This is a genomic window from Bacteroidales bacterium MB20-C3-3 (assembly GCA_035609245.1).
In the GTDB taxonomy this organism is placed as follows: Bacteria; Bacteroidota; Bacteroidia; order Bacteroidales; family UBA932; genus Bact-08.
This window is the reverse complement of the sequence record CP141202.1, coordinates 684,886-703,645: the sequence shown is the minus strand read 5'-3', so window position 1 is coordinate 703,645 and position 18,760 is coordinate 684,886. Positions and strand designations below refer to the sequence as shown.

At 41.8% G+C, this 18,760-nt stretch carries 17 protein-coding genes and 1 tRNA gene; 8 read left to right on the top strand and 10 right to left on the bottom strand.

Annotated elements, in window-relative coordinates; all coding sequences use genetic code 11:
* Nucleotides 1-9: 9 nt before the first annotated feature.
* The gene (locus tag U5907_03150; protein ID WRQ33651.1) at nt 10-2,826 is read left to right on the top strand and encodes an outer membrane beta-barrel family protein; all 2,817 of its coding nucleotides are present in this window, start codon (nt 10-12) and stop codon (nt 2,824-2,826) included.
* Here the strand turns inward: U5907_03150 and U5907_03145 are convergent.
* The 8 genes from U5907_03145 to U5907_03110 all read right to left on the bottom strand — a co-directional run bounded on the left by U5907_03145 (nt 2,823) and on the right by U5907_03110 (nt 10,389).
* Nucleotides 2,823-3,890: an RluA family pseudouridine synthase gene (locus U5907_03145; protein ID WRQ33650.1), complete on the bottom strand. Its 1,068-nt coding sequence runs from the start codon at nt 3,888-3,890 to the stop codon at nt 2,823-2,825. The genes U5907_03150 and U5907_03145 overlap by 4 nt on opposite strands.
* Nucleotides 3,887-4,708 carry a PASTA domain-containing protein gene (locus U5907_03140; GenBank protein WRQ33649.1) on the bottom strand — a complete coding sequence of 274 codons (822 nt, stop codon included), beginning with the start codon at nt 4,706-4,708 and terminating at the stop codon, nt 3,887-3,889. Before U5907_03140 ends, U5907_03145 begins: the two co-directional genes overlap by 4 nt.
* 23 nt (nt 4,709-4,731) lie before the next feature.
* Nucleotides 4,732-5,787 (bottom strand): CofH family radical SAM protein, encoded by a 1,056-nt coding sequence (locus U5907_03135; GenBank protein WRQ33648.1) that lies wholly within the window; start codon nt 5,785-5,787, stop codon nt 4,732-4,734.
* Between the two features lie 89 nt (nt 5,788-5,876).
* A complete protein-coding gene (gene rpmH, locus U5907_03130; protein WRQ33647.1) occupies nt 5,877-6,029 on the bottom strand; it encodes a 50S ribosomal protein L34 in 153 nt (50 codons plus the stop codon).
* A gap of 79 nt (nt 6,030-6,108) precedes the next feature.
* Nucleotides 6,109-6,753: a 16S rRNA (guanine(527)-N(7))-methyltransferase RsmG gene (rsmG, locus tag U5907_03125; GenBank protein ID WRQ33646.1), complete on the bottom strand. Its 645-nt coding sequence runs from the start codon at nt 6,751-6,753 to the stop codon at nt 6,109-6,111.
* On the bottom strand, nt 6,722-7,318 hold the full coding sequence (locus tag U5907_03120; protein ID WRQ33645.1) for a sigma-70 family RNA polymerase sigma factor: 597 nt from the start codon (nt 7,316-7,318) through the stop codon (nt 6,722-6,724). Before U5907_03120 ends, rsmG begins: the two co-directional genes overlap by 32 nt.
* Complete coding sequence (polA, locus tag U5907_03115; protein WRQ33644.1) at nt 7,290-9,941, bottom strand: DNA polymerase I; 2,652 nt, start codon at nt 9,939-9,941, stop codon at nt 7,290-7,292. Before polA ends, U5907_03120 begins: the two co-directional genes overlap by 29 nt.
* A gap of 7 nt (nt 9,942-9,948) precedes the next feature.
* On the bottom strand, nt 9,949-10,389 hold the full coding sequence (locus tag U5907_03110) for a 6-carboxytetrahydropterin synthase (protein ID WRQ33643.1): 441 nt from the start codon (nt 10,387-10,389) through the stop codon (nt 9,949-9,951).
* Nucleotides 10,390-10,550: 161 nt separating this feature from the next.
* Between U5907_03110 and U5907_03105 the strand changes: the two genes are divergently transcribed.
* Nucleotides 10,551-11,765, top strand: coding sequence for a PLP-dependent aminotransferase family protein (locus tag U5907_03105; protein WRQ33642.1), 1,215 nt, complete (start codon nt 10,551-10,553; stop codon nt 11,763-11,765).
* Here the strand turns inward: U5907_03105 and U5907_03100 are convergent.
* Together U5907_03100 and U5907_03095 are read right to left on the bottom strand one after the other, a co-directional pair.
* A complete protein-coding gene (locus tag U5907_03100) occupies nt 11,762-12,520 on the bottom strand; it encodes an ABC transporter ATP-binding protein (GenBank protein ID WRQ33641.1) in 759 nt (252 codons plus the stop codon). The genes U5907_03105 and U5907_03100 overlap by 4 nt on opposite strands.
* Nucleotides 12,517-13,539, bottom strand: a complete 1,023-nt coding sequence (locus U5907_03095) for an iron ABC transporter permease (protein WRQ33640.1) — start codon at nt 13,537-13,539, stop codon at nt 12,517-12,519. Before U5907_03095 ends, U5907_03100 begins: the two co-directional genes overlap by 4 nt.
* 88 nt (nt 13,540-13,627) lie before the next feature.
* Between U5907_03095 and tpiA the strand changes: the two genes are divergently transcribed.
* The 6 genes from tpiA to clpX all read left to right on the top strand — a co-directional run bounded on the left by tpiA (nt 13,628) and on the right by clpX (nt 18,664).
* Nucleotides 13,628-14,386, top strand: a complete 759-nt coding sequence (tpiA, locus tag U5907_03090) for a triose-phosphate isomerase (protein WRQ33639.1) — start codon at nt 13,628-13,630, stop codon at nt 14,384-14,386.
* Nucleotides 14,386-15,237, top strand: coding sequence for a 50S ribosomal protein L11 methyltransferase (gene prmA, locus U5907_03085; protein WRQ33638.1), 852 nt, complete (start codon nt 14,386-14,388; stop codon nt 15,235-15,237). Before tpiA ends, prmA begins: the two co-directional genes overlap by 1 nt.
* A gap of 29 nt (nt 15,238-15,266) precedes the next feature.
* A tRNA-Leu gene (locus U5907_03080) sits at nt 15,267-15,348 on the top strand.
* Between the two features lie 69 nt (nt 15,349-15,417).
* A complete protein-coding gene (locus U5907_03075) occupies nt 15,418-16,746 on the top strand; it encodes a trigger factor (protein WRQ33637.1) in 1,329 nt (442 codons plus the stop codon).
* 10 nt (nt 16,747-16,756) lie between these two features.
* Nucleotides 16,757-17,428, top strand: coding sequence for an ATP-dependent Clp endopeptidase proteolytic subunit ClpP (clpP, locus tag U5907_03070; GenBank protein WRQ33636.1), 672 nt, complete (start codon nt 16,757-16,759; stop codon nt 17,426-17,428).
* The gene (gene clpX, locus U5907_03065; protein WRQ33635.1) at nt 17,429-18,664 is read left to right on the top strand and encodes an ATP-dependent Clp protease ATP-binding subunit ClpX; all 1,236 of its coding nucleotides are present in this window, start codon (nt 17,429-17,431) and stop codon (nt 18,662-18,664) included. It begins immediately after the preceding gene.
* Nucleotides 18,665-18,760: the final 96 nt, after the last annotated feature.

The window sequence follows — 18,760 nt, the reverse complement described above, 5'->3', positions numbered from 1 at the left end:
AATAACTATATGAAATCCTTTAAGCAATTTGTCCTGTTAACTTTTTTTACACTTCTTTTTATCAATGTCTTTGCCAGTGAAGAGCAGAGGGAGATAAGAATACGGGTTGCGGTACTTGACAGTTTGAGAGCAGAGCCGATTGAGTTTGCTACTGCCTCCGTCACCAAGATAGGGGAGGAGACTCCCTTTAAATATGCGCTCTCAGATGCAAGGGGAAGAGCTGAGATAAGAGGTATCATTCCCGGTAAATACCTTTTAAAAATTGAATACCTGGGCTATCAGACTTATCTGAAAGAGATAACTCTTGATGAACACAGAATAATAGAGCTTGGAGAGGTTAAGCTTAAAGAGCAGCTTAATACCCTTAACTCTGTGGTAGTATCGGCTGTAGGTAATCCGATAATTGTTAAAAAGGACACAGTTGAATACAACGCCTCCTCTTTTAAAACAACAGACAGTGATATGCTTGAGGAGCTGCTGAAAAAGCTTCCGGGTATTGAGGTTGACGCGGATGGAAAGATTACTGCAAATGGTAAGGAGATTAATAAAATAATGATTGACGGAAAGGCATTCTTCCTCAATGATCCTCAGCTGGCAACAAAGAATCTTCCTGCAAAGATTATTGAAAAGGTTAAGGTACTTGAGAAAAAATCTGAACAGGCGGAGTTTACCGGAATAGACGATGGTGAGGAGGAGACTGTTATAGATTTGAGTATCAGGCCGGGTATGATGAACGGATGGTTTGGAAACGCATCTGCCGGATATGGTACAGAGGATAGGTATCAGGCTGCCGGTATGGTTGGAAATTTCACAAAGACCAGTCAACTTACAGCAGTTGCCAATATAAATAACACAAATAATCGTGGATTCTCAGACATTGCAGGTGGAATGATGGCGGCAATGAGAAACTCATCCGGTATGGGTGGAGGAGCTATAAGAATGGGTGGCGCAACAATGAGATTTGGCGGAAGTGGTCTTACTACTTCCTGGATGGGTGGAATAAATGCAAACAAAGACATTAATGACGGTAAACTTAAAATTGGAGGAAATTATCTTTACAGTGGTAGCGACAGACTTTCAGAAAACAAAACCTTCCGTCAGAATTTCCTGAAGGATAGTACTTTTAACTATTCAGAGGAGTCTGTGTCAAACAATTTCTCAGATGGGCACAGAGCAGCTCTCAATATTGAGTACAAATTCAATGACAAGACATCTATACTCTTCAGACCAAATGTAAGTATAACAAAAGGTTCATTTGAGGATACCAGAGAATTTTGGACCAGGGGTGGAGCAGGCACAAAAATCAATGAGGGAAGCAGCATTCTCAGAGGTGAGAACAGTGCTCAGTCATTCGAGGGAGACCTGTTGCTCAGACATCGTTTTTCAAAACCCGGAAGAACTTTCTCAGTAAACATGGATTTTGGATATTCAAATAACGAACTTTTTAACGGAATAAACAGGTCAAGAAATATTATTGGTGATAAGGCAGACTCAACAATAACAGATCAGAATTACACAACCGATTCAAAATCTTACGATATATCTGCCAGAGCATCATATACAGAGCCGCTGGGAAAGAACTATTATATGGAGCTTGCCTACAGATTTGGTTACAGATTCTCTGATTCAGATAAAAAAGTCTATAATAAGGGCATTTCCGGTAACTATGATATACTAGATACTCTTTACTCTAACTATTTCGAGAATATCTTTATTAATCACAGAGCAGAGATTAATCTGAGAAAGAATGAGGAGAAATACAGCTATGTAATTGGTGTAAATGCTCAGCCTTCTCTGACAAGAAGTATAAGGAGTGATGGAACTGTTATCAACAGATCTGTCGTTAATTTTGCCCCTTCTGCTCAACTGGATTTAAAGTTTTCTGACACTCAGAATCTAAGATTCAGGTATAACGGAAGAACAAGGCAGCCATCTGTAAATCAGCTTCAACCTGTAAGGGATAACTCTAATCCTCTGCTTATTCCTATGGGTAATACAGACCTTTTACCGGAGTTTGAGCACTCATTGTGGGCAAATTACAGGGATACAAAGAGAGAGACTTTCCGTACTATAGATGCGGGTTTAAGGGCAAACTACACTCAGGACAGAATTGTAACCCAGAGATGGTATGACGAGGCCGGTGTACAATATACAATGCCTGTAAATGCATCAGGTTCATACGGAGTAAATCTTAATCTGATGTACAACACTCCAATCAATAAATCAAAGTTCTCAATCATGAACTTTACCAATGCCGGTGTTAACAGAGGGGTAAGCTTCTCAGGAAGAACGCTGGAAACACTTCAGAAGGGTTTTACAACAACACTCTCTTTTAGTGAGATGTTAAGATTTATGTACAGGGGTGAAAAGATTGAGCTCAGTATCGGAGGCAGAGCCAGATACAACTATGCATGGTATACTATTCAGCAGAATGCACAGCCTGCTACCTGGAATAATGCTGTTAACGGATCAGTAAACTGGACATTACCTGCCGGATTCAACCTTGCTTCTGACTTTGACTACAACTTCTACATAGGATACGGAGAGGGATATAACACCCCCGCTGCTGTCTGGAATGCTGAGATTTCCAAACTACTCTTCAAAAATTCTTCAACTCTAAGATTAAAGGTATTTGATATACTCAACCAATCTAAGAGTGTGTTCAGAACAACCACAGATAACTACATTGAAGATGTCCAGAATAACACTCTTCAGCAATATTTTATGCTAAGCTTTACCTGGAGATTTGGTAGTTTTGGAGGGCAAAAAGGTGGTAGCCAGCCAATGAGGGGACCCGGAATGGGTGGCGGAAGATTTCACCGCTAGCGGGATGAGGAGTAGTTTCTCCACTTCTCAATAACTGAGAGCATATCAAAGGGAATCTCTTTTTCAAAAAAGAGGTTCTCTTTTGTTTTTGGATGTACAAAGCCGAGAGTTTTTGCGTGGAGGGCGTGTCTTGGCAGCATCTCAAAACAATTGTCAATGAACTTTTTGTATTTTGAGTATAAAGTTCCCTTTAGGATTTTATCTCCACCATACCTGTCGTCGTTGAAAAGGGGATGACCTATCCAATCCATATGTACTCTGATCTGGTGTGTTCTGCCTGTTTCAAGCTCACACTCTACCAGTGTTGTATAGCCGAATCTCTCAATTACTTTATAATGAGTTACTGCGTGTTTGCCAGTCTCTCCGTCCGGAAATACTTTGAATTTTAGTCTGTTGTTTGGATCTCTTGCTAAATTGCCTGTTATGGTTCCTGAATCCTCTTTTAAGTTCCCCCAAACCAGAGCTATATATTTTCTTTCAATTGTGTGGTCAAAAAATTGTTTTGCCAGATAAAGCTGAGATTCATCATCTTTTGCTACCAGCAGAAGACCGGAGGTGTTTTTGTCAATTCTGTGAACGAGTACTCCCATTCTCTCGTCAGGGGCCTTCTCATCCTGAGAAATGTTAAGATGATATGCAAGGGCATTTACCAGTGTCCCGGAAAAATGGCCGTGTCCCGGGTGTACTACCAGTCCGGCAGGTTTGTTTAAGACCAGAAGAGAGTCGTCTTCGTATACAATGTCAAGAGGTATGTTTTCAGGTCTGACCTCCATACCTTTTCTTTTGTATGGGAGGACAATCCTTATTATATCATTTGGCTTTACTGTGTAGTTTGCTTTGACAATTCTATCGTTAACAAGAACATAACCGGCACCTATAGCAAGCTGTATTCTGTGCCTGGAGGTCTTCTCCATATGGGCGGTTAAATATTTATCTACCCTTATGGTGCTTTGACCCTTGTCAGCAACAAATCTGTAATGTTCAAATGATCCCCCGGACTCTTCGTCATCACCAATCTCATCCGGATCGAGTTCAAACTGATCTTCTAGCTCCTCATTAATCATTTTTTCTCCTCTCTCTTCTTAAGACTGTCAATCAGTGATCTGTCAACGCTTAATGTAAGTTCAACATAGGAGCCAAGCGCCCTGGAGATGGACTGAGATGGTTCCGGGCTCTGTTTTATCACAAAACCGGATATTGAATCTGAGTAATTTTGGACAGATTTATCGTATTTTAATTTTGATAAATTCAGGGAGTTATCAATAAGAATGTCTCTTGCTGTTGTAAGTGGCAGGGCAATTACATCAGGTACAAATGTGCGCTCGCTCTCGCTGCTAATCCCAACTTCAAGATCAATTTCACTCTCTGTCTCAATAAGTGTCCCGGGGGCCACACGAGAGCCGTTGTATCTCTGGGCAAGGACATTATTTGTGGCCATATCACTAACATATATGAGTCTCCCTACGCGAAGCTGTCTTGCAACAAGCTCTGCCTTTGCCTGGCGAAGTGAATAGCCGGTGACTGATGGCATTGACACTTTCTTTGGCTGAAGAGAGTTGATAGTCAGAAGTACTCTTCTGTTCTTTTTTACATTACTTCCGGCAACAGGATTCTGACGAAAAATTTCTCCTCTTCCCATCCTTGGGAGAAAAACAGAGTCCGTAACTTCCAATCTGAGATTTGCTCTTCTGGCAACATCTTCTGCCTCTGATACTGTCATTCTGGTGAAATCGGGTACCTCTAGTTCTGAATTGTGCCTGGTAATAATTTTCAGGAGAATTATAACAACTATCAGAAATGCGACAAGAATTGCAGAAATTTTGTACAATTCCATCATAAACCACCCTTTGTACCAGGGTTTCTCTGCTCCTTTGTTTTTCATCTTTTTCCTGTTCTTAAACAAAATTATGATTTTTTTATGATAATGTTGTAAAAACTGTCTCTCTCTACGGCCTCGTAACCTGTCTCAGCAGCCATACGCTCCAGATCAGATGTGGTCATGTGAGGGTTTTTCTCTTTTGATCCTGCCATACTATAAATTTTGGTAGAGTCGTTTATTGTACCATCCATATCATCGGCTCCGTATAATAGAGCCAGCTGGCACATATCTTTTCCAAGCATAGGCCAGTATGATTTAATATGAGGAATATTGTCAAGAACAATTCTGGAGATGGCAAATGTTTTAAGCACCTCAATTATGTTCAACTCTCCAAGGTGGGAGAGGGGATTATTAGAGGGTTTGAACAGAAGCGGAATAAAGGCGTCAAATCCCCCTGTCTCATCTTGAAGGTCTCTAAGGGCCATAAGGTGTTCAATCCGGTCTCTTCTGCTCTCAATGTGCCCAAAAAGCATGGTGCAGTTTGTCCTCATCCCCAGTTTGTGGGCCTCTTTGTGAATTTCAAGCCATCTTTTGCTATCAGTTTTGTCGGGACATATCTGGTCTCGTATTTTTGGATTGAAAATCTCTGCGCCACCTCCAGGTAATAGTTTTACCCCTCTCTCCATTAATTTTGAGAGAACCTCTTTAGGTGAAAGGCCGGATGATTTTGTCATATCATCAATCTCAACTGCAGTATATGCCTTAATTGTTACAGTTTCAGGAAGCTCTTCCCTCACTGCATCCACAACAGATAGATAATAATTAAAATCTCTGTCAGGGTGGACACTGCCCACAATATGGACCTCGGTCTCTCCGTTTTTGTATTTATCCCGGCAATACTCCCTGATATCATTTATATCCATTGACCAGGCTCCGGCCTCCTGGTCACTCTCTCTTCTGTATGAGCAGAAGGTACATCTGTGGAGACATACATTGCTTGGTTCAAGGTGAAAATTTCTGTTATAGTATACTCTGTTCCCGTTAATTTCTTCTCTTATCTCAGAAGCCAAACGGGATATGAGGTTCATATCTGTGTTTTTGTACAGTGAGAGGGCCTCTTCAAATCCAACTCTTCTTGCCATTTTCTGAATATTATTTTGAGTGGCAAATATAACAAAAAAGAGGCCTTATGGAGCCTCTTTAAATGAATCTCATTTATGCCTCTTACAGATTAGAAACGATCTTCAGATGACACAGTCAGTTTTTTGCGTCCACGACGACGGCGTGCAGCAAGAACCCGACGGCCGTTAGGTGTTGACATGCGCTCACGAAAGCCGTGCTTGTTGCGGCGCTTGCGTAATGATGGTTGAAAAGTGCGTTTCATGGTATATATTCTACTATTATTATTTTCGCAAAAGGGAGTGCAAAGATATGCAAAATGTTTTTAAACGCAAATATTTATGCTACCGTTTTATGAATATTATCTTTTTTTCTTCAAAAAATGGCTCTTTAAATATCTCAGATATCCTGTATTGGGTAATCCGGGATGGTGAGAGCTTCATTCTTTGGGTTGCTTCAGCCAGCTCTATCTTAAGATCGCCACCCTTGAGATAATAGACGCCACCGGCTATCCCATCTCTCTCCCCGTTGAGAATTTTACTCCACACCCATGGCAGAAAACTCTTTAATTCAGTAACAGCCCTGGATACAACAAAATTAAAACTGCCCTCAATCTCCTCGGCTCTTTTATTTACTGCAGAAACATTTGAGAGTCCTAACTCCCCGGCTACACTTTCAGCTACAAGTATCTTTTTGCCGATTGAGTCGCACAGAGTAAAATGACTTTCCGGGAAGAGTATTGCTAAGGGTATTCCGGGGAAGCCTCCGCCGGTACCAACATCCAGTATGCGGGAGAGGGGAGGTGGTGAAAGAACCTTAGCTATTGCCATCGAATGTAAAACATGATGCAAATACAAGTTGTCAATATCCTTTCTGGATACAACATTAATTTTTGAGTTCCATTCTTTGTAAAGAGGGAAGAGAGCAGTAATTTGCTCTCTCTGCTTAGGTGTAAGGTCAGGGAAGTAGTTGAATATTAAGGTTTCCATCTTTCTGTAATCTCTCTTTTGCTCTTCTTACTCTGCTTTTAATTGTTCCAACCGGAAGAGCCAGCTCTTTGGCCATCTCCTCGTATGCATATTCATGAATAAATCTCATCTCTGCAACAACCCTGTAAAGATCTGGCAGCAGATTTATCGCCTTTTGTATTTTCTCTATCTCCTGTTCGTAGATAAGGTGCTCTTCCGGACTTGGTACCCAATGATCTCCCCCGGAAGCCTCGTCAGAACCTTCAAATAGTTCCAGGGATCTGGTGGTAACCCTCTTCCGCCTTATAAAGTCGATACTGCTGTTTCTTGCAATAGTATATATCCAGGTTGAGAATGCAAATTCCGGATTATAACTCTCTATCATCTGGAAAGCTTTGGCAAAGACCTCCTGTGATATATCTTCAGTATCGCGGGTGTCAGAGACCAGTGTTCCTATATGCTTCTTTATCTTTTCAGAATATCTTTTTACAAGCTCACGCGATGCCTCCTGGCTCCCGCTGGCAGAGAGTCTGGCAAGTGACTTGTCCGATTCTTCCTTAATGTGCTTCAAGCCAATTTCTCCCATACTGACATTCAACGGTTAGCGGAACAGATAGTTCAATTACTCTCTCCATCTCCTCCTTGACAATTACTGAAAGTATCTCCTCTTCACCGGGAAAAACATCAAAGACCAGTTCGTCATGAACCTGCAGTACCATCTTGCTCTTTAAATTCTCATTTTGCAACCTTTTCCAGAGGCGAATCATAGCAACTTTAATAATATCAGCTGCACTCCCCTGTATAGGTGCGTTTACCGCATTCCTCTCTGCCAGTCCTCTCACCACCTGATTCCTGGAATTAATATCCGGGAGGTATCTTCTTCTTCCGTAGAGAGTAGTTACATATCCATCCTTTTTTGCCATCTCTGTCATGCCGGTCATGTACTCCTTCACCTTAGGATAGCTTCTGAAGTAATCTTCAATAAGTTTTTTTGACTCTGCCCTTGGAATATTCAACCTCTGGGAGAGCCCAAAAGATGAGATCCCGTATATAATTCCAAAATTGGCAGTTTTTGCCCTTCCCCTCTGCTCCTTTGTCAGTTCCTCCTCCGGTATACCAAATATCTTTGATGCAGTAGCCGAATGGATATCTCTGCCCTGTCTGAATGCGTCAATGAAATCGGGGTCACCGCTCATGTGGGCCATCAGCCTTAATTCAATCTGGGAGTAATCTGCAGATAGTATCACTCCATCTGGTCTTGATGGTATAAATGCCCTCCTTATCTCTCTGCCCCGTTCTGTTCTTATTGGTATGTTCTGAAGATTGGGCTTTACAGAGCTAAGTCTTCCGGTTGCTGTAAGAGCTTGATTGTATGTGGTGTGAAGCTTTCCGCTGCTTCCCGATACAAGAGCCGGAAGTGGCTCTATATATGTAGAAATGAGTTTTTTAAGATTCCTGTACTCCAATATTGCAGGAATAATAGGATGTTTATCAATTATCTCCATCAGAGTCTCCTCATCGGTAGATCTTCCCCCTCCCTTTTTGCCTAATCCCAGATCCATCTTGTCGTAAAGAATGACAGAGAGCTGTTTTGGGGATGATACATTAAGAGAGGGATCCTCAGCCATCTCCCTCACCCTCTTTTCAATATCATCAAGCTCTTTTGAGAGGGCCATGCCATACTCTTTTAGCATTGCTGTGTCAAGGTTTATCCCCTCCTGTTCCATAGAGGCAAGTACATAAATCAGGGGCATCTCAATATCTTCATAAAGCTTTAAAGTACCTCCCCTCTCCAGCTCCTCTCTAAGTTTCTGAGCAAGGGGGATCATTACTGATGCCTCTGCGTTAAGCTTCTCTCCGGACTCCTCCTCGGCTGCAATGTTTTGTGATGAAAAGAGATCTGCCTGCACAAGCTCCTTCTCTGATTCCAGGTTGATTCCAAGATATGACTGGGATAGTATCTCAATTTTATGTGATCTCTCCGGCATGAGAAGATAGTGCATAAGCTCAACATCCCACAATTTTCCAAGAGGTTTTATACCAATTGCAGACATAGAATTGAGCAGCGATTTAATATCAAATCCGCATATGGTAACATCTCTATTCTGCAGGATATCTCTGAGTAAAATCTTTTGATCAGGGCGGAGGTTTGCAACAAGATTTGATGAGCTTATTGAGATTTTATTCCCCCTGACACTGACTCCCACTATTCCCTTGATTATAGCCTCTTCAATCACTTTATCTGGTGTTGCAACTGAAAAACTTAGGGTATTGCCTGATTTTTCTTCAGAAGCTGTTGCCTCTGTAAGAGTTATACTTTTGTCTGTTATAAAAATCTCTTCAAGTTGAGGAATCTGCCTCTTAAGAGATGGAAATTCATATTTGTCAAACAATTTTTTGAGCTCAGCAAAGTGAGGAGTGCCAAGGATAAGATCATCCTCTTTGCACTCTACATCCACAGATGTCTCAATTGTGACAAGATGTTTACTCAGGGAGATGTGACTCTCCGCCTCTCTGAATGCATCCTGTTGTTTGGCAGGTAACTCATCTAAATGTTTGTAAATGTTTTCAACGGTTCCGTATTTCTGAATCAGCTTTCTGGAGCCAACCTCTCCAACTCCTCTGACTCCGGGTACATTGTCAGAGGCGTCTCCCCAAATTGCCAGAATATCAATAACGCTCCGGGGATCATTAATTCCATACTCCTCTTTAATCTGCTCTGGACCTATTATTATATTCTCTCCACCATTTTTTCCCGGCTTACACTGAAATATTTTTTCAGAAACCAATTGACCGTAGTCTTTATCAGGAGTCAGCATAAAAACTGTGAACCCTTCACTCTCTGCCTTTTTTGCCAGCGTTCCTATTACATCATCTGCCTCAAATCCGGGTCTCATCAAAACAGGAATAGACATTGAGCTGACTATTTCAATCAGGGGGTCCAGTGCACTTTTAATCAACTCAGGTGTCTCTGCTCTGTTTGCCTTGTAAAGGGGGTAGAGTTCGTGGCGGAATGTCTTTGACGGAGGGTCAAAAGCTACAGCCAGGTGTGATGGTCTCTCCCGGATAATCAAATCTGTCAGAGTCTTTGTAAACCCGAAAAGAATAGATGTATCTTCCCCTTTGGAGTTTATCATCGGCCTTCTCAGAAAGGCATAATATGAACGAAAAATCAGGGCGTGACCATCAATCAGGTATAGCTTTTTCATATTTTTTCTAATTTTCAGATGCAAGCCACTCTACAAAAGATGTAGGTGTTTCGTACAGCTTAATGCTATGGAGAGTTGTCCCGTCAGGCAGATTATCCTTTAATAGCCCGGCAAAGTAAATGGCCAGGTTTTCACAGGTGGGCTGGAAGTCAAGAATGATTACATTCTGGTAGGCTGCTGATATCTCCTCTTTAACAGGAGCATCGCTTCTGAGCAGAAGTGCGTGGTCAAACGGATCAACTATATATTTATTTACGACTCTCTTAAGATCGCCAAAATCAACTACCATTCCGTTTTTTGGACTTGAAGCCTCAGCAATGGGACTTCCCTTGAGCGTGACAAATAGTCTGTAGGAGTGGCCGTGTATATGTCTGCATTTGCCATCATAGTTTTGAAGAGCGTGAGCCCCTTCAAAACGAAATTCTTTGGTTATTCTTATTGTTGACATACATTTTTTTGCAAAAGTACTAAAAATTAGGGAATCTGCCTTTTGACCGTTTGGCTAACGGGATGTAATGAAATGTCGCCTGATTAATTAAAAAAGTAAATTAAACTTTGAATTTTTATAACAATTCTTTATTTTTGTAAAAAACTAACTAATATATGGCCATGAACATTCAAAACATTCTTTCTGCCAATGCCAAGAGCATGAGAAGGTCTGCAATCAGAGACCTTTTAAGCGTAGCAAACAGACCGGAAGTAATCTCTTTTGCAGGTGGTTTTCCAAATCCTGCTACCTTCCCGGTTGAGGATTTAAAGGTTATCATGCAGGAGGTTCTGGAGCAGGAGAGTACATCTGCCCTTCAGTACGGACCTACAGAGGGTAACGCAAAACTCAGGGAGTTGCTGGCAACACGCTACCGTGAGCAAGGGCTGGAGATTTCAAAGGAGAATATTCTTATTACAACATCTTCTCAGCAGGCTATAGACCTTGTTACAAAGATATTTATCGACCCGGGTGATACTTTGATTTGCGGTTTGCCTTCTTATCTTGGGGCGCTTCAGGCATTCTGGTCATATCAGGCTAAACCAATTGGTATTACAAAGGATGAAGAGCTTGATGTTGTTGTTAAGGCTCTTATGGGAAGTGGTAAAAAACCAAAATTTATTTATGCAATTCCTGATTTTCAGAATCCGTCAGGAATAACAATGAGTGTTCAGCAAAGAAAAGATGTTCTGGCAGTTGCAAAAAAATATGATCTTCTTGTAATTGAAGATAGTCCATACAGAGAGCTTAGATTTGACGGAGTAGAGATGCCTATGATGTACTCTATGGATAACGAAAGAGTTGTTCTTCTTGGTACATTCTCTAAAACCTTCCTGCCCGGCTTCCGTCTTGGCTGGATAATTGCTCCAACAAACATAATTGAGAAGTTAATTGTAGCAAAACAGTCTACAGACCTTTGTGCTCCTGTTTTTGATCAGGCAGTTGCCGCAAGATATCTTGAGAAGGGCCTTTTTGACAAAAATCTCAAGAAGACAATTGATATGTACAGAATAAAGAGAGACCATATGATCTCTTGTTTCGAAAAATATATGCCTGAAGGGGTTAAGTGGACAACACCTGAGGGTGGCCTCTTCCTCTTTGTAACTCTTCCTGAGGGATATGATGCTACTGAGCTGTTTAATGTTGCAATCAAGGAGGATGTGGCCTTTGTTATTGGAGAGGCCTTCCACTGCGATGGTTCAGGTAAGAATACAATGAGGATTAACTTCTCTTTTATGAATGAAGAGAGAACTGAGGAGGGTGTAAAGAGACTGGCAAAAGCTATTGCAAAAATGTTTGAGACAGCGCCAAAACCGGAAACGCCAACTACATTCTAGACAAAGGTATAAAGGGTTTTGTCAAATTTTAGAGTGGAGTCTTTGAACATAGTATCAAAGGCTCCATTTTCTATTAATTCTGAAGGGGCTCCCTGGTGAAAGCCATCGCTCCCCATAAGCCAGATTTTGTCACACAGTTTTATTGCTAGTTGCAGGTCGTGGGTTGAGAATATTATACATCTCTTCTCTTCTGTTGCAAGCTTTTTGAGCAACCTTGTTATTATCAGCTTATTCTCAATGTCCAGGAAGGCTGTTGGCTCATCAAGAAGAATTATACCACTTTGCTGAACTAAAGAGCGGGCTATTGCAGCTCTCTGAAACTCTCCGTCACTAAGCTGGCTGGAGTCTCTCTCCGCAAAGCCGTTTAGCCCAACTCTGTCAAGCGTCTCAATAATCAGCATCCTGTCCTCTTCTGTGGTCTCTCCCAGCCAGTTTGTTCTGTTGAAACAGCCGGATGATACCATATCAAAAAGAGATAGGTTCTTTGCCCTGGGGCTTTGAGAAGGTACAAAAGAGATGAGGGAGGCAATCTCTGTGTGGCCTATTTTTCTGATATCTCTTGAGTCTAATCTGATCACACCTGACCTGAAGTGCTGGATACCGGAAATACTTTTAAGAAGAGTACTTTTCCCCACACCATTCGGCCCAACCAAAGCTATCATCTCTCCGGGAGAAGCAGAGGCGTCAACAGGTCCGTAGATCTCCCTGTCATATCCCAGCCTGAGGCTTTCCATTATGAGAAGTTCTCCGCTCATGCAAATCTGCTTTTCATAATTAAATATAAAATTACCGGAACTCCAATAAGGGCACTTACTGTGTTTATCGGGATTACTCCGGATTGTCCGGGGAGTTGAGCAACCATATCTGTAAATACCATAATTGCTGCTCCTGTAAGGGCTGTGGCGGGTACCAGTACTTTATGATCTGCATTTCTGAAGAGTAGCCTTGCAATGTGAGGTACTGCTATTCCTATAAAGCCGATTGGACCGCAAAAAGCAGTAATACTGCCGGCAAGAAGAGTGGTGGCAATAAGTATTCTTCTGCGTGTTCTCTCAAGATTGAGTCCCAGACTTTTTGCATAGGCCTCCCCCTGAAGAAGGATATTTAACTCTTTTATATTGTAGACAGAGAGCACTATACCGGGAAAAACCAGCATGGACATTATCCAGATCTGAGCACTGGTAAGGCCTGAGAAACTCCCCATTGTCCATGTGACAAAGGCCTTTAATTCAGAAGAGGATGAGAAATATTGTATCAAAGTAATTATTGCACTTGTAATACTGCCAATCATGATGCCAAAAATAAGCAGTGAAGAGTTCTCCTTTAGACGGTGAGATACAAGAAGTATCAAAAGGGTGACTCCGGCAGCTCCTGCCCAGGCTGCAGCTGCAATTCCCAGGTTAAAAAAAATGCTGCCGGCCATAGTAATGCCAAAGGCCGATGAGCCCATTACAAAGAGGGCTACTCCTAGTCCGGCACCGGAACTAATTCCCAGTATAAACGGGTCAGCAAGAGGGTTTCTGAAAAGGGTCTGCATCTGAAGGCCGCAAACTGAGAGTGCAACTCCTGCCAGAAGAGCCGTAATAACCTTTGGAATCCTGAAATTCCACAAAATATCATTCACATAGGATATTGATGAGCTGTTTGTTATAGAGGCAAATAACTCTCTGACAGGGATAATAACAGAGCCCAGAATTAGATTCATTATTATCAGAACAACAAGTGAAACGGCAATTGCTGCGTATATTCTGAAGTATGATTTCCCTGGTCTCAACTCTCTGTTATCAATTTAACCCTGCGAAGATAGTGCAAAAAAAATTGTTATTTTTGTGTCATCAAACAAAACCAAAAAAATCACAGCGATGAGAAGAAAAATTGTTGCCGGCAACTGGAAAATGAATACCCTGATGCCGGAGGGAGAGGTGCTTGTTAAGCAACTCGAATTTCTTACAAGAGAGATGGAATCTGATGTTGAGATAGTAATTGCACCACCTTTCACACATCTTGCGGTATTGGGGAAATACATGAAAGAGAACAGGATGAAAATTGCTCTCGCAGCTCAGAATTGTGCAGATCATGACAAAGGTGCCTTTACCGGCGAGGTCTCTGCATCTATGCTGAGGAATCTCGGCTGTAAATATATTATTCTGGGCCACTCTGAGAGAAGGGAGTATTATGCTGAGAACAGCGAAAGTCTGTACAAAAAAATTAATCTTGTGATTAATGAGGGTATGCAGCCAATATTCTGTGTAGGTGAGAAACTGGAGGAGAGAGAGGCTCACAGACATTTTGAAGTTGTTGCACAACAGATTAAAGATGTTCTTTACAGATTAAGAGGAGTTGAGCTGGATAATGTTATAGTTGCTTACGAGCCTGTATGGGCTATTGGCACAGGGATGACAGCCACTTCTGACCAGGCCGAGGAGATGCATGCATATATAAGGAGAGTAATTGGTGATAAATTTGGAGATCACTCAGACAGAATTCCAATACTCTATGGCGGAAGCTGCAAACCCTCAAATGCAAAAGAGATATTCTCCAAAGATGATGTTGATGGAGGTTTAATTGGCGGAGCCTCTCTTGATGCAAAAGACTTTATTGAAATTGTTAAATCATTCTGATGGATTACACAGAGGTATCAGTTGAGCTAAGACCATTTACTGAAGAGAATTCTGAAATAGTTCTTGCTGTAATGGGAGATTATGAATTTGAGAGTTTCTCTGCAGAGTCACCTTTTGTTAAGGGATACATAAAGGCTCAGCTTTTCAGAGATGATGACTTTTCTGCTCTGAAGGAGAGTCTCTCTCTTTTTGATGCCTTCTCTTCAAAAATTGAATATTCACTGGTAAAGGGAGAGAATTGGAATGCGCTTTGGGAATCCAATTTTCCCCCTTTGGTGGTGGACAATCTCTGTACTGTAAAGGCAAGTTTCCATAAAGATCTTCCGGATACCAAATACAATATTATCATTGATCCAAAAATGGCCTTTGGTACCGGACATCACCAGACAACACACCTGGTGGCCTCCAATCTGATGAAGGAGGAGGTTAATGGTATCAGGGTTCTGGATATGGGCTGCGGTACCTCAATTCTGGCTATTCTGGCTGCAAAGATGGGAGCATCAGAGGTGATTGCTGTTGATAACGATATTGATGCAGTAAGCTCCTCTCTGGAAAATACTGCAGTAAACGGAGTCTCCTCCAAAATAAGAGTGCTGCACGGTGATGCAGGAGTACTTAACAGCACCGGAAAATACTCACTCGTTCTTGCAAACATCAACAGAAATATTATTGTAAAAGATATGGAAACATATGTTGCGGCTATGTTACCCGGAGCTCACCTTCTGTTAAGTGGTTTCTACAGTGAGGATATTAAGATTGTCAGAGAGGAGGGAGAGAGGTGCGGATTGAAATTTTTATATTCAGAGACAAAAGATAACTGGGCATTTGTTAAGATGCTTTTGGAAGTTTAAAAAAATGTTTTACCTTTGCACTCCCCAAAGCGGGCATGGCGTAATTGGTAGCCGCGCCAGACTTAGGATCTGGTGCCGAAAGGCGTGGGGGTTCGAGTCCCTTTGCCCGCACTCAAAAGCAGATACCCATCGGGTGGTCTGCTTTGATTTTATTTGAGATAATACAAAACAAAATAAACGATGAAAGTTACACAGAAACAAGCTGAAGATCTAACGCTTATGGTTTCTCTTACCATAGGAAACGATGACTATGCTCCCAAAATTAAGAAGATTCTTGGAGACTATCGCAGAAATGCAGACATCAAAGGTTTCCGCAAAGGTATGGCTCCAATGTCAATGATTGAGAAGATGCACGGTCAGTCTGCAATGGTGGACGCTGTGAATAATCTTATTTCAGAAGGGCTGAACAACTTTATCAATGATAACAAACTAAACATTATTGGTGAGCCTCTTGCAAACGAGACAGAGCAGAAGCCGGTAAGCTGGAAGGCCGGTGAAGATATGGAGTTTATTTTTGATATAGCTCTTGCACCTAAAGTTGATATAGCTCTCTCTGCAGATGACAAAATTGTATACTACGAAGCTGACCTTTCAAAAGATGAAATTGCAAAATATAAAAGTAATGTACTGAGACAATTTGGTCAGCTGGGTGTTGCTGAATCAATTGATCAGGAGGAGGACTTTATCATTGCAGATCTCATTCAGGGAGAAAACAGAGTAGAGGGAACATATGTTGCACTTAGATCAATTGAGGACAAAAAGATCAAGAAGCAGTTTATGGGCAAGAGAGCAGGAGATGAAATTGAGGTAGATGTTAACAAGACCTTTACAAATGAGGCCGACAGAGCCGCTCTTCTTAAAATTAAAAAAGAGGAGCTGTCAACAGTTGAGCCAATGTGGAAGATAATTGTTAAAGAGGTGAAACGGTTTGTTGAGCCTGAGATTAACCAGGATCTTTTCAACAAAATGTTTGGTGAGGGTGTTGTAACAAATGAAGAGGGGCTTGATGCAAAAAATGTTGAGAGAATGAAGGCTGAATATGCTCAGGAGAGCGACTACAGGTTTATGCTTGATGCGCGTGACTATCTTATCGAGAAAGCCGCCATTACAGTACCTGAAAATTTCCTGAAACGCTGGCTTTTCACTGCTAACGAGGGTAAATTCTCTATGGAGGAGATTGAGAAGGATTTTGGCCTGTTCCTTAAAGATTTCCGCTGGCAGATGATAAGGCAGTACTTTGTTAAAGAGCAGAAACTGGATGTAAACCGTGAAGATCTGCTTGCCCAGGCAAAGAGCATAGCAGCATACCAGTTTGCTATGTATGGTCTTCCAAATGTACCGGAAGAGCAACTTAATCAGTATGCAGAGTCTCTGCTTTCAAATGAGAAAGAGGGGAGAAGAATATTTGACAAGGTAGAGGAGGATAAGGTGATAGGATATGTAAGGTCTGTCGTAAAACTTGACAAAAAGAGTGTCTCTGTTGAGAAACTTCGTGAAATGACAAACTAATAAAAAATATATGGCTACAGATTTTGAAAAATATGCAGTTCATCACAAAGGCATAAGCAGTCTTTCACTGCACAGGTTTAACTCAATAAGCAGCGCCTATATCAATCCTACAATAATTGAGGAGAGACAACTAAATGTTGCTGCAATGGATGTGTTTTCCCGTCTTATGATGGACAGAATCATCTTTCTGGGTGTACCCATCACTGACGATGTAGCCAACATAATCCAGGCTCAGCTACTGTATCTGGATTCTACAGAATCAAAAGCCGATATTCAGTTATACATAAACTCTCCCGGCGGGGGAGTTTATGCAGGACTGGGTATTTATGACACAATGCAGTTGGTATCTTCTGAGGTTGCAACTATATGTACAGGTATGGCCGCTTCAATGGCTGCCATTCTTCTTACCGCAGGTGCAAACGGCAAAAGATCTGCACTTCCTCACTCCAGGGTGATGATTCATCAGCCTATGGGAGGTGCAGAGGGTCAGGCAAGTGATATTGAGATAACAGCCAGACAGATTGTTACTCTTAAAAAGGAGTTGTATGAGATAATTGCACTTCACTCTGGCAAATCACTAAAGCAGATTGAAAAAGATGCAGACAGAGATTACTGGATGAATGCCAGGGAGGCGAAGGAGTACGGAATGATTGACGAAATTCTTATTAAAGCTAAGAAGTAGATGGCCTCCAAATACACAGATTATTGCTCTTTTTGCGGGAGGGGTAAGAGCGAGGTTGATGTCCTAATTGCAGGTGAAATTGCATCTATCTGTAATGAGTGTGCTCAGCAGGCGGTAGATTATTCCAGAGAGGCCCTTGCCGCAAAAAAGGGGAAGAAGAAAACATCGGCAAAACCTCTACTCAAACCAAAAGAGATTGCTGCCTTTCTGGACGATTATGTAATTGGTCAGGAGGAGGCAAAGAAGTATCTCTCTGTTGCTGTATATAACCATTACAAAAGAATTAACGGTAATAACGGAGATGATCTGGATCTGGAGAAATCAAATATTCTTCTGGTTGGCCGTACCGGAACAGGAAAGACTCTTCTTGCAAGAACCATCGCAAAAATGCTTGATGTCCCTTTTACTATTGTGGATGCTACTGTTCTTACAGAGGCCGGATATGTGGGGGAGGATGTTGAGAGTATCCTGACAAGGCTGTTGCAGGAGGCCGATTATGATGTTCAAAGGGCACAGAGGGGAATTGTCTTTATTGATGAGATAGATAAAATTGCGAGAAAGGGCGATAATCCGTCAATTACCAGAGATGTGTCAGGGGAGGGGGTTCAGCAGGCCATGCTTAAACTGCTTGAGGGTAGCGTTGTGAATGTTCCGCCTCAGGGAGGTAGAAAACACCCTGAGCAGAGGATGATAGCTGTTGATACTAAGAATATTCTCTTTATATGCGGAGGAGCTTTTGAGGGAATTGAGAGGAAGATATCACAGAGATTGAATACTCAGGTGGTGGGCTACGGAGCCTCTCAGAAGACCGAGCATATTGACAGAGAGAATCTTATGAGATACATTGCTCCTCAGGATCTTAGATCGTACGGCCTTATCCCTGAAATAATAGGAAGACTTCCGGTTCTCACATATCTTGAGCCGCTTGACAGAACAGCTCTCAGAAACATTCTCACAAAACCAAAGAATGCTCTGGTAAAACAGTACGAGAGACTTTTTGAGATGGACGGTGTTAAGTTGAATATTGAAGAGGAGGTACTTGACTATATTGTAGATACATCAATAGAGTTTAGACTTGGAGCGAGGGGATTGCGGTCAATCTGCGAGGCCATAATGGTTGACGCAATGTATGAAACCCCATCTCAGAACAAAAAAAGCTTGACTATAAAACTCCCCTATGCCAGAGATAAGGTGGCCAAGTTCACCGGGGCATTGCAGATGATGAAAGAGGCTTAGGCCTCTTTTTTTTACAGCCTTACAGCCTCAGAGGTAAAGTGTCAAATGTCACATAATTAAGCAATTAGAGCTATTTGCAAGATTTGGTAAGCAATA

Excerpts from the sequence above, each read along its gene's own strand:
- polA (WRQ33644.1), bottom strand. The coding sequence starts at position 9,941 with ATGAAAAAGCTATACCTGATTGATGGTCACGCCCTGATTTTTCGTTCA.
- U5907_03100 (WRQ33641.1), bottom strand. The coding sequence starts at position 12,520 with ATGAGCGGAGAACTTCTCATAATGGAAAGCCTCAGGCTGGGATATGAC.
- clpP (WRQ33636.1), top strand. The coding sequence starts at position 16,757 with ATGGCTACAGATTTTGAAAAATATGCAGTTCATCACAAAGGCATAAGC.
- U5907_03105 (WRQ33642.1), top strand. The coding sequence starts at position 10,551 with ATGAACATTCAAAACATTCTTTCTGCCAATGCCAAGAGCATGAGAAGG.
- tpiA (WRQ33639.1), top strand. The coding sequence starts at position 13,628 with ATGAGAAGAAAAATTGTTGCCGGCAACTGGAAAATGAATACCCTGATG.
- U5907_03150 (WRQ33651.1), top strand. The coding sequence starts at position 10 with ATGAAATCCTTTAAGCAATTTGTCCTGTTAACTTTTTTTACACTTCTT.
- clpX (WRQ33635.1), top strand. The coding sequence starts at position 17,429 with ATGGCCTCCAAATACACAGATTATTGCTCTTTTTGCGGGAGGGGTAAG.
- rsmG (WRQ33646.1), bottom strand. The coding sequence starts at position 6,753 with ATGGAAACCTTAATATTCAACTACTTCCCTGACCTTACACCTAAGCAG.
- U5907_03145 (WRQ33650.1), bottom strand. The coding sequence starts at position 3,890 with ATGATTAATGAGGAGCTAGAAGATCAGTTTGAACTCGATCCGGATGAG.
- U5907_03135 (WRQ33648.1), bottom strand. The coding sequence starts at position 5,787 with ATGGCAAGAAGAGTTGGATTTGAAGAGGCCCTCTCACTGTACAAAAAC.
- U5907_03140 (WRQ33649.1), bottom strand. The coding sequence starts at position 4,708 with ATGAAAAACAAAGGAGCAGAGAAACCCTGGTACAAAGGGTGGTTTATG.
- rpmH (WRQ33647.1), bottom strand. The coding sequence starts at position 6,029 with ATGAAACGCACTTTTCAACCATCATTACGCAAGCGCCGCAACAAGCAC.
- U5907_03120 (WRQ33645.1), bottom strand. The coding sequence starts at position 7,318 with ATGGGAGAAATTGGCTTGAAGCACATTAAGGAAGAATCGGACAAGTCA.
- U5907_03075 (WRQ33637.1), top strand. The coding sequence starts at position 15,418 with ATGAAAGTTACACAGAAACAAGCTGAAGATCTAACGCTTATGGTTTCT.
- prmA (WRQ33638.1), top strand. The coding sequence starts at position 14,386 with ATGGATTACACAGAGGTATCAGTTGAGCTAAGACCATTTACTGAAGAG.
- U5907_03110 (WRQ33643.1), bottom strand. The coding sequence starts at position 10,389 with ATGTCAACAATAAGAATAACCAAAGAATTTCGTTTTGAAGGGGCTCAC.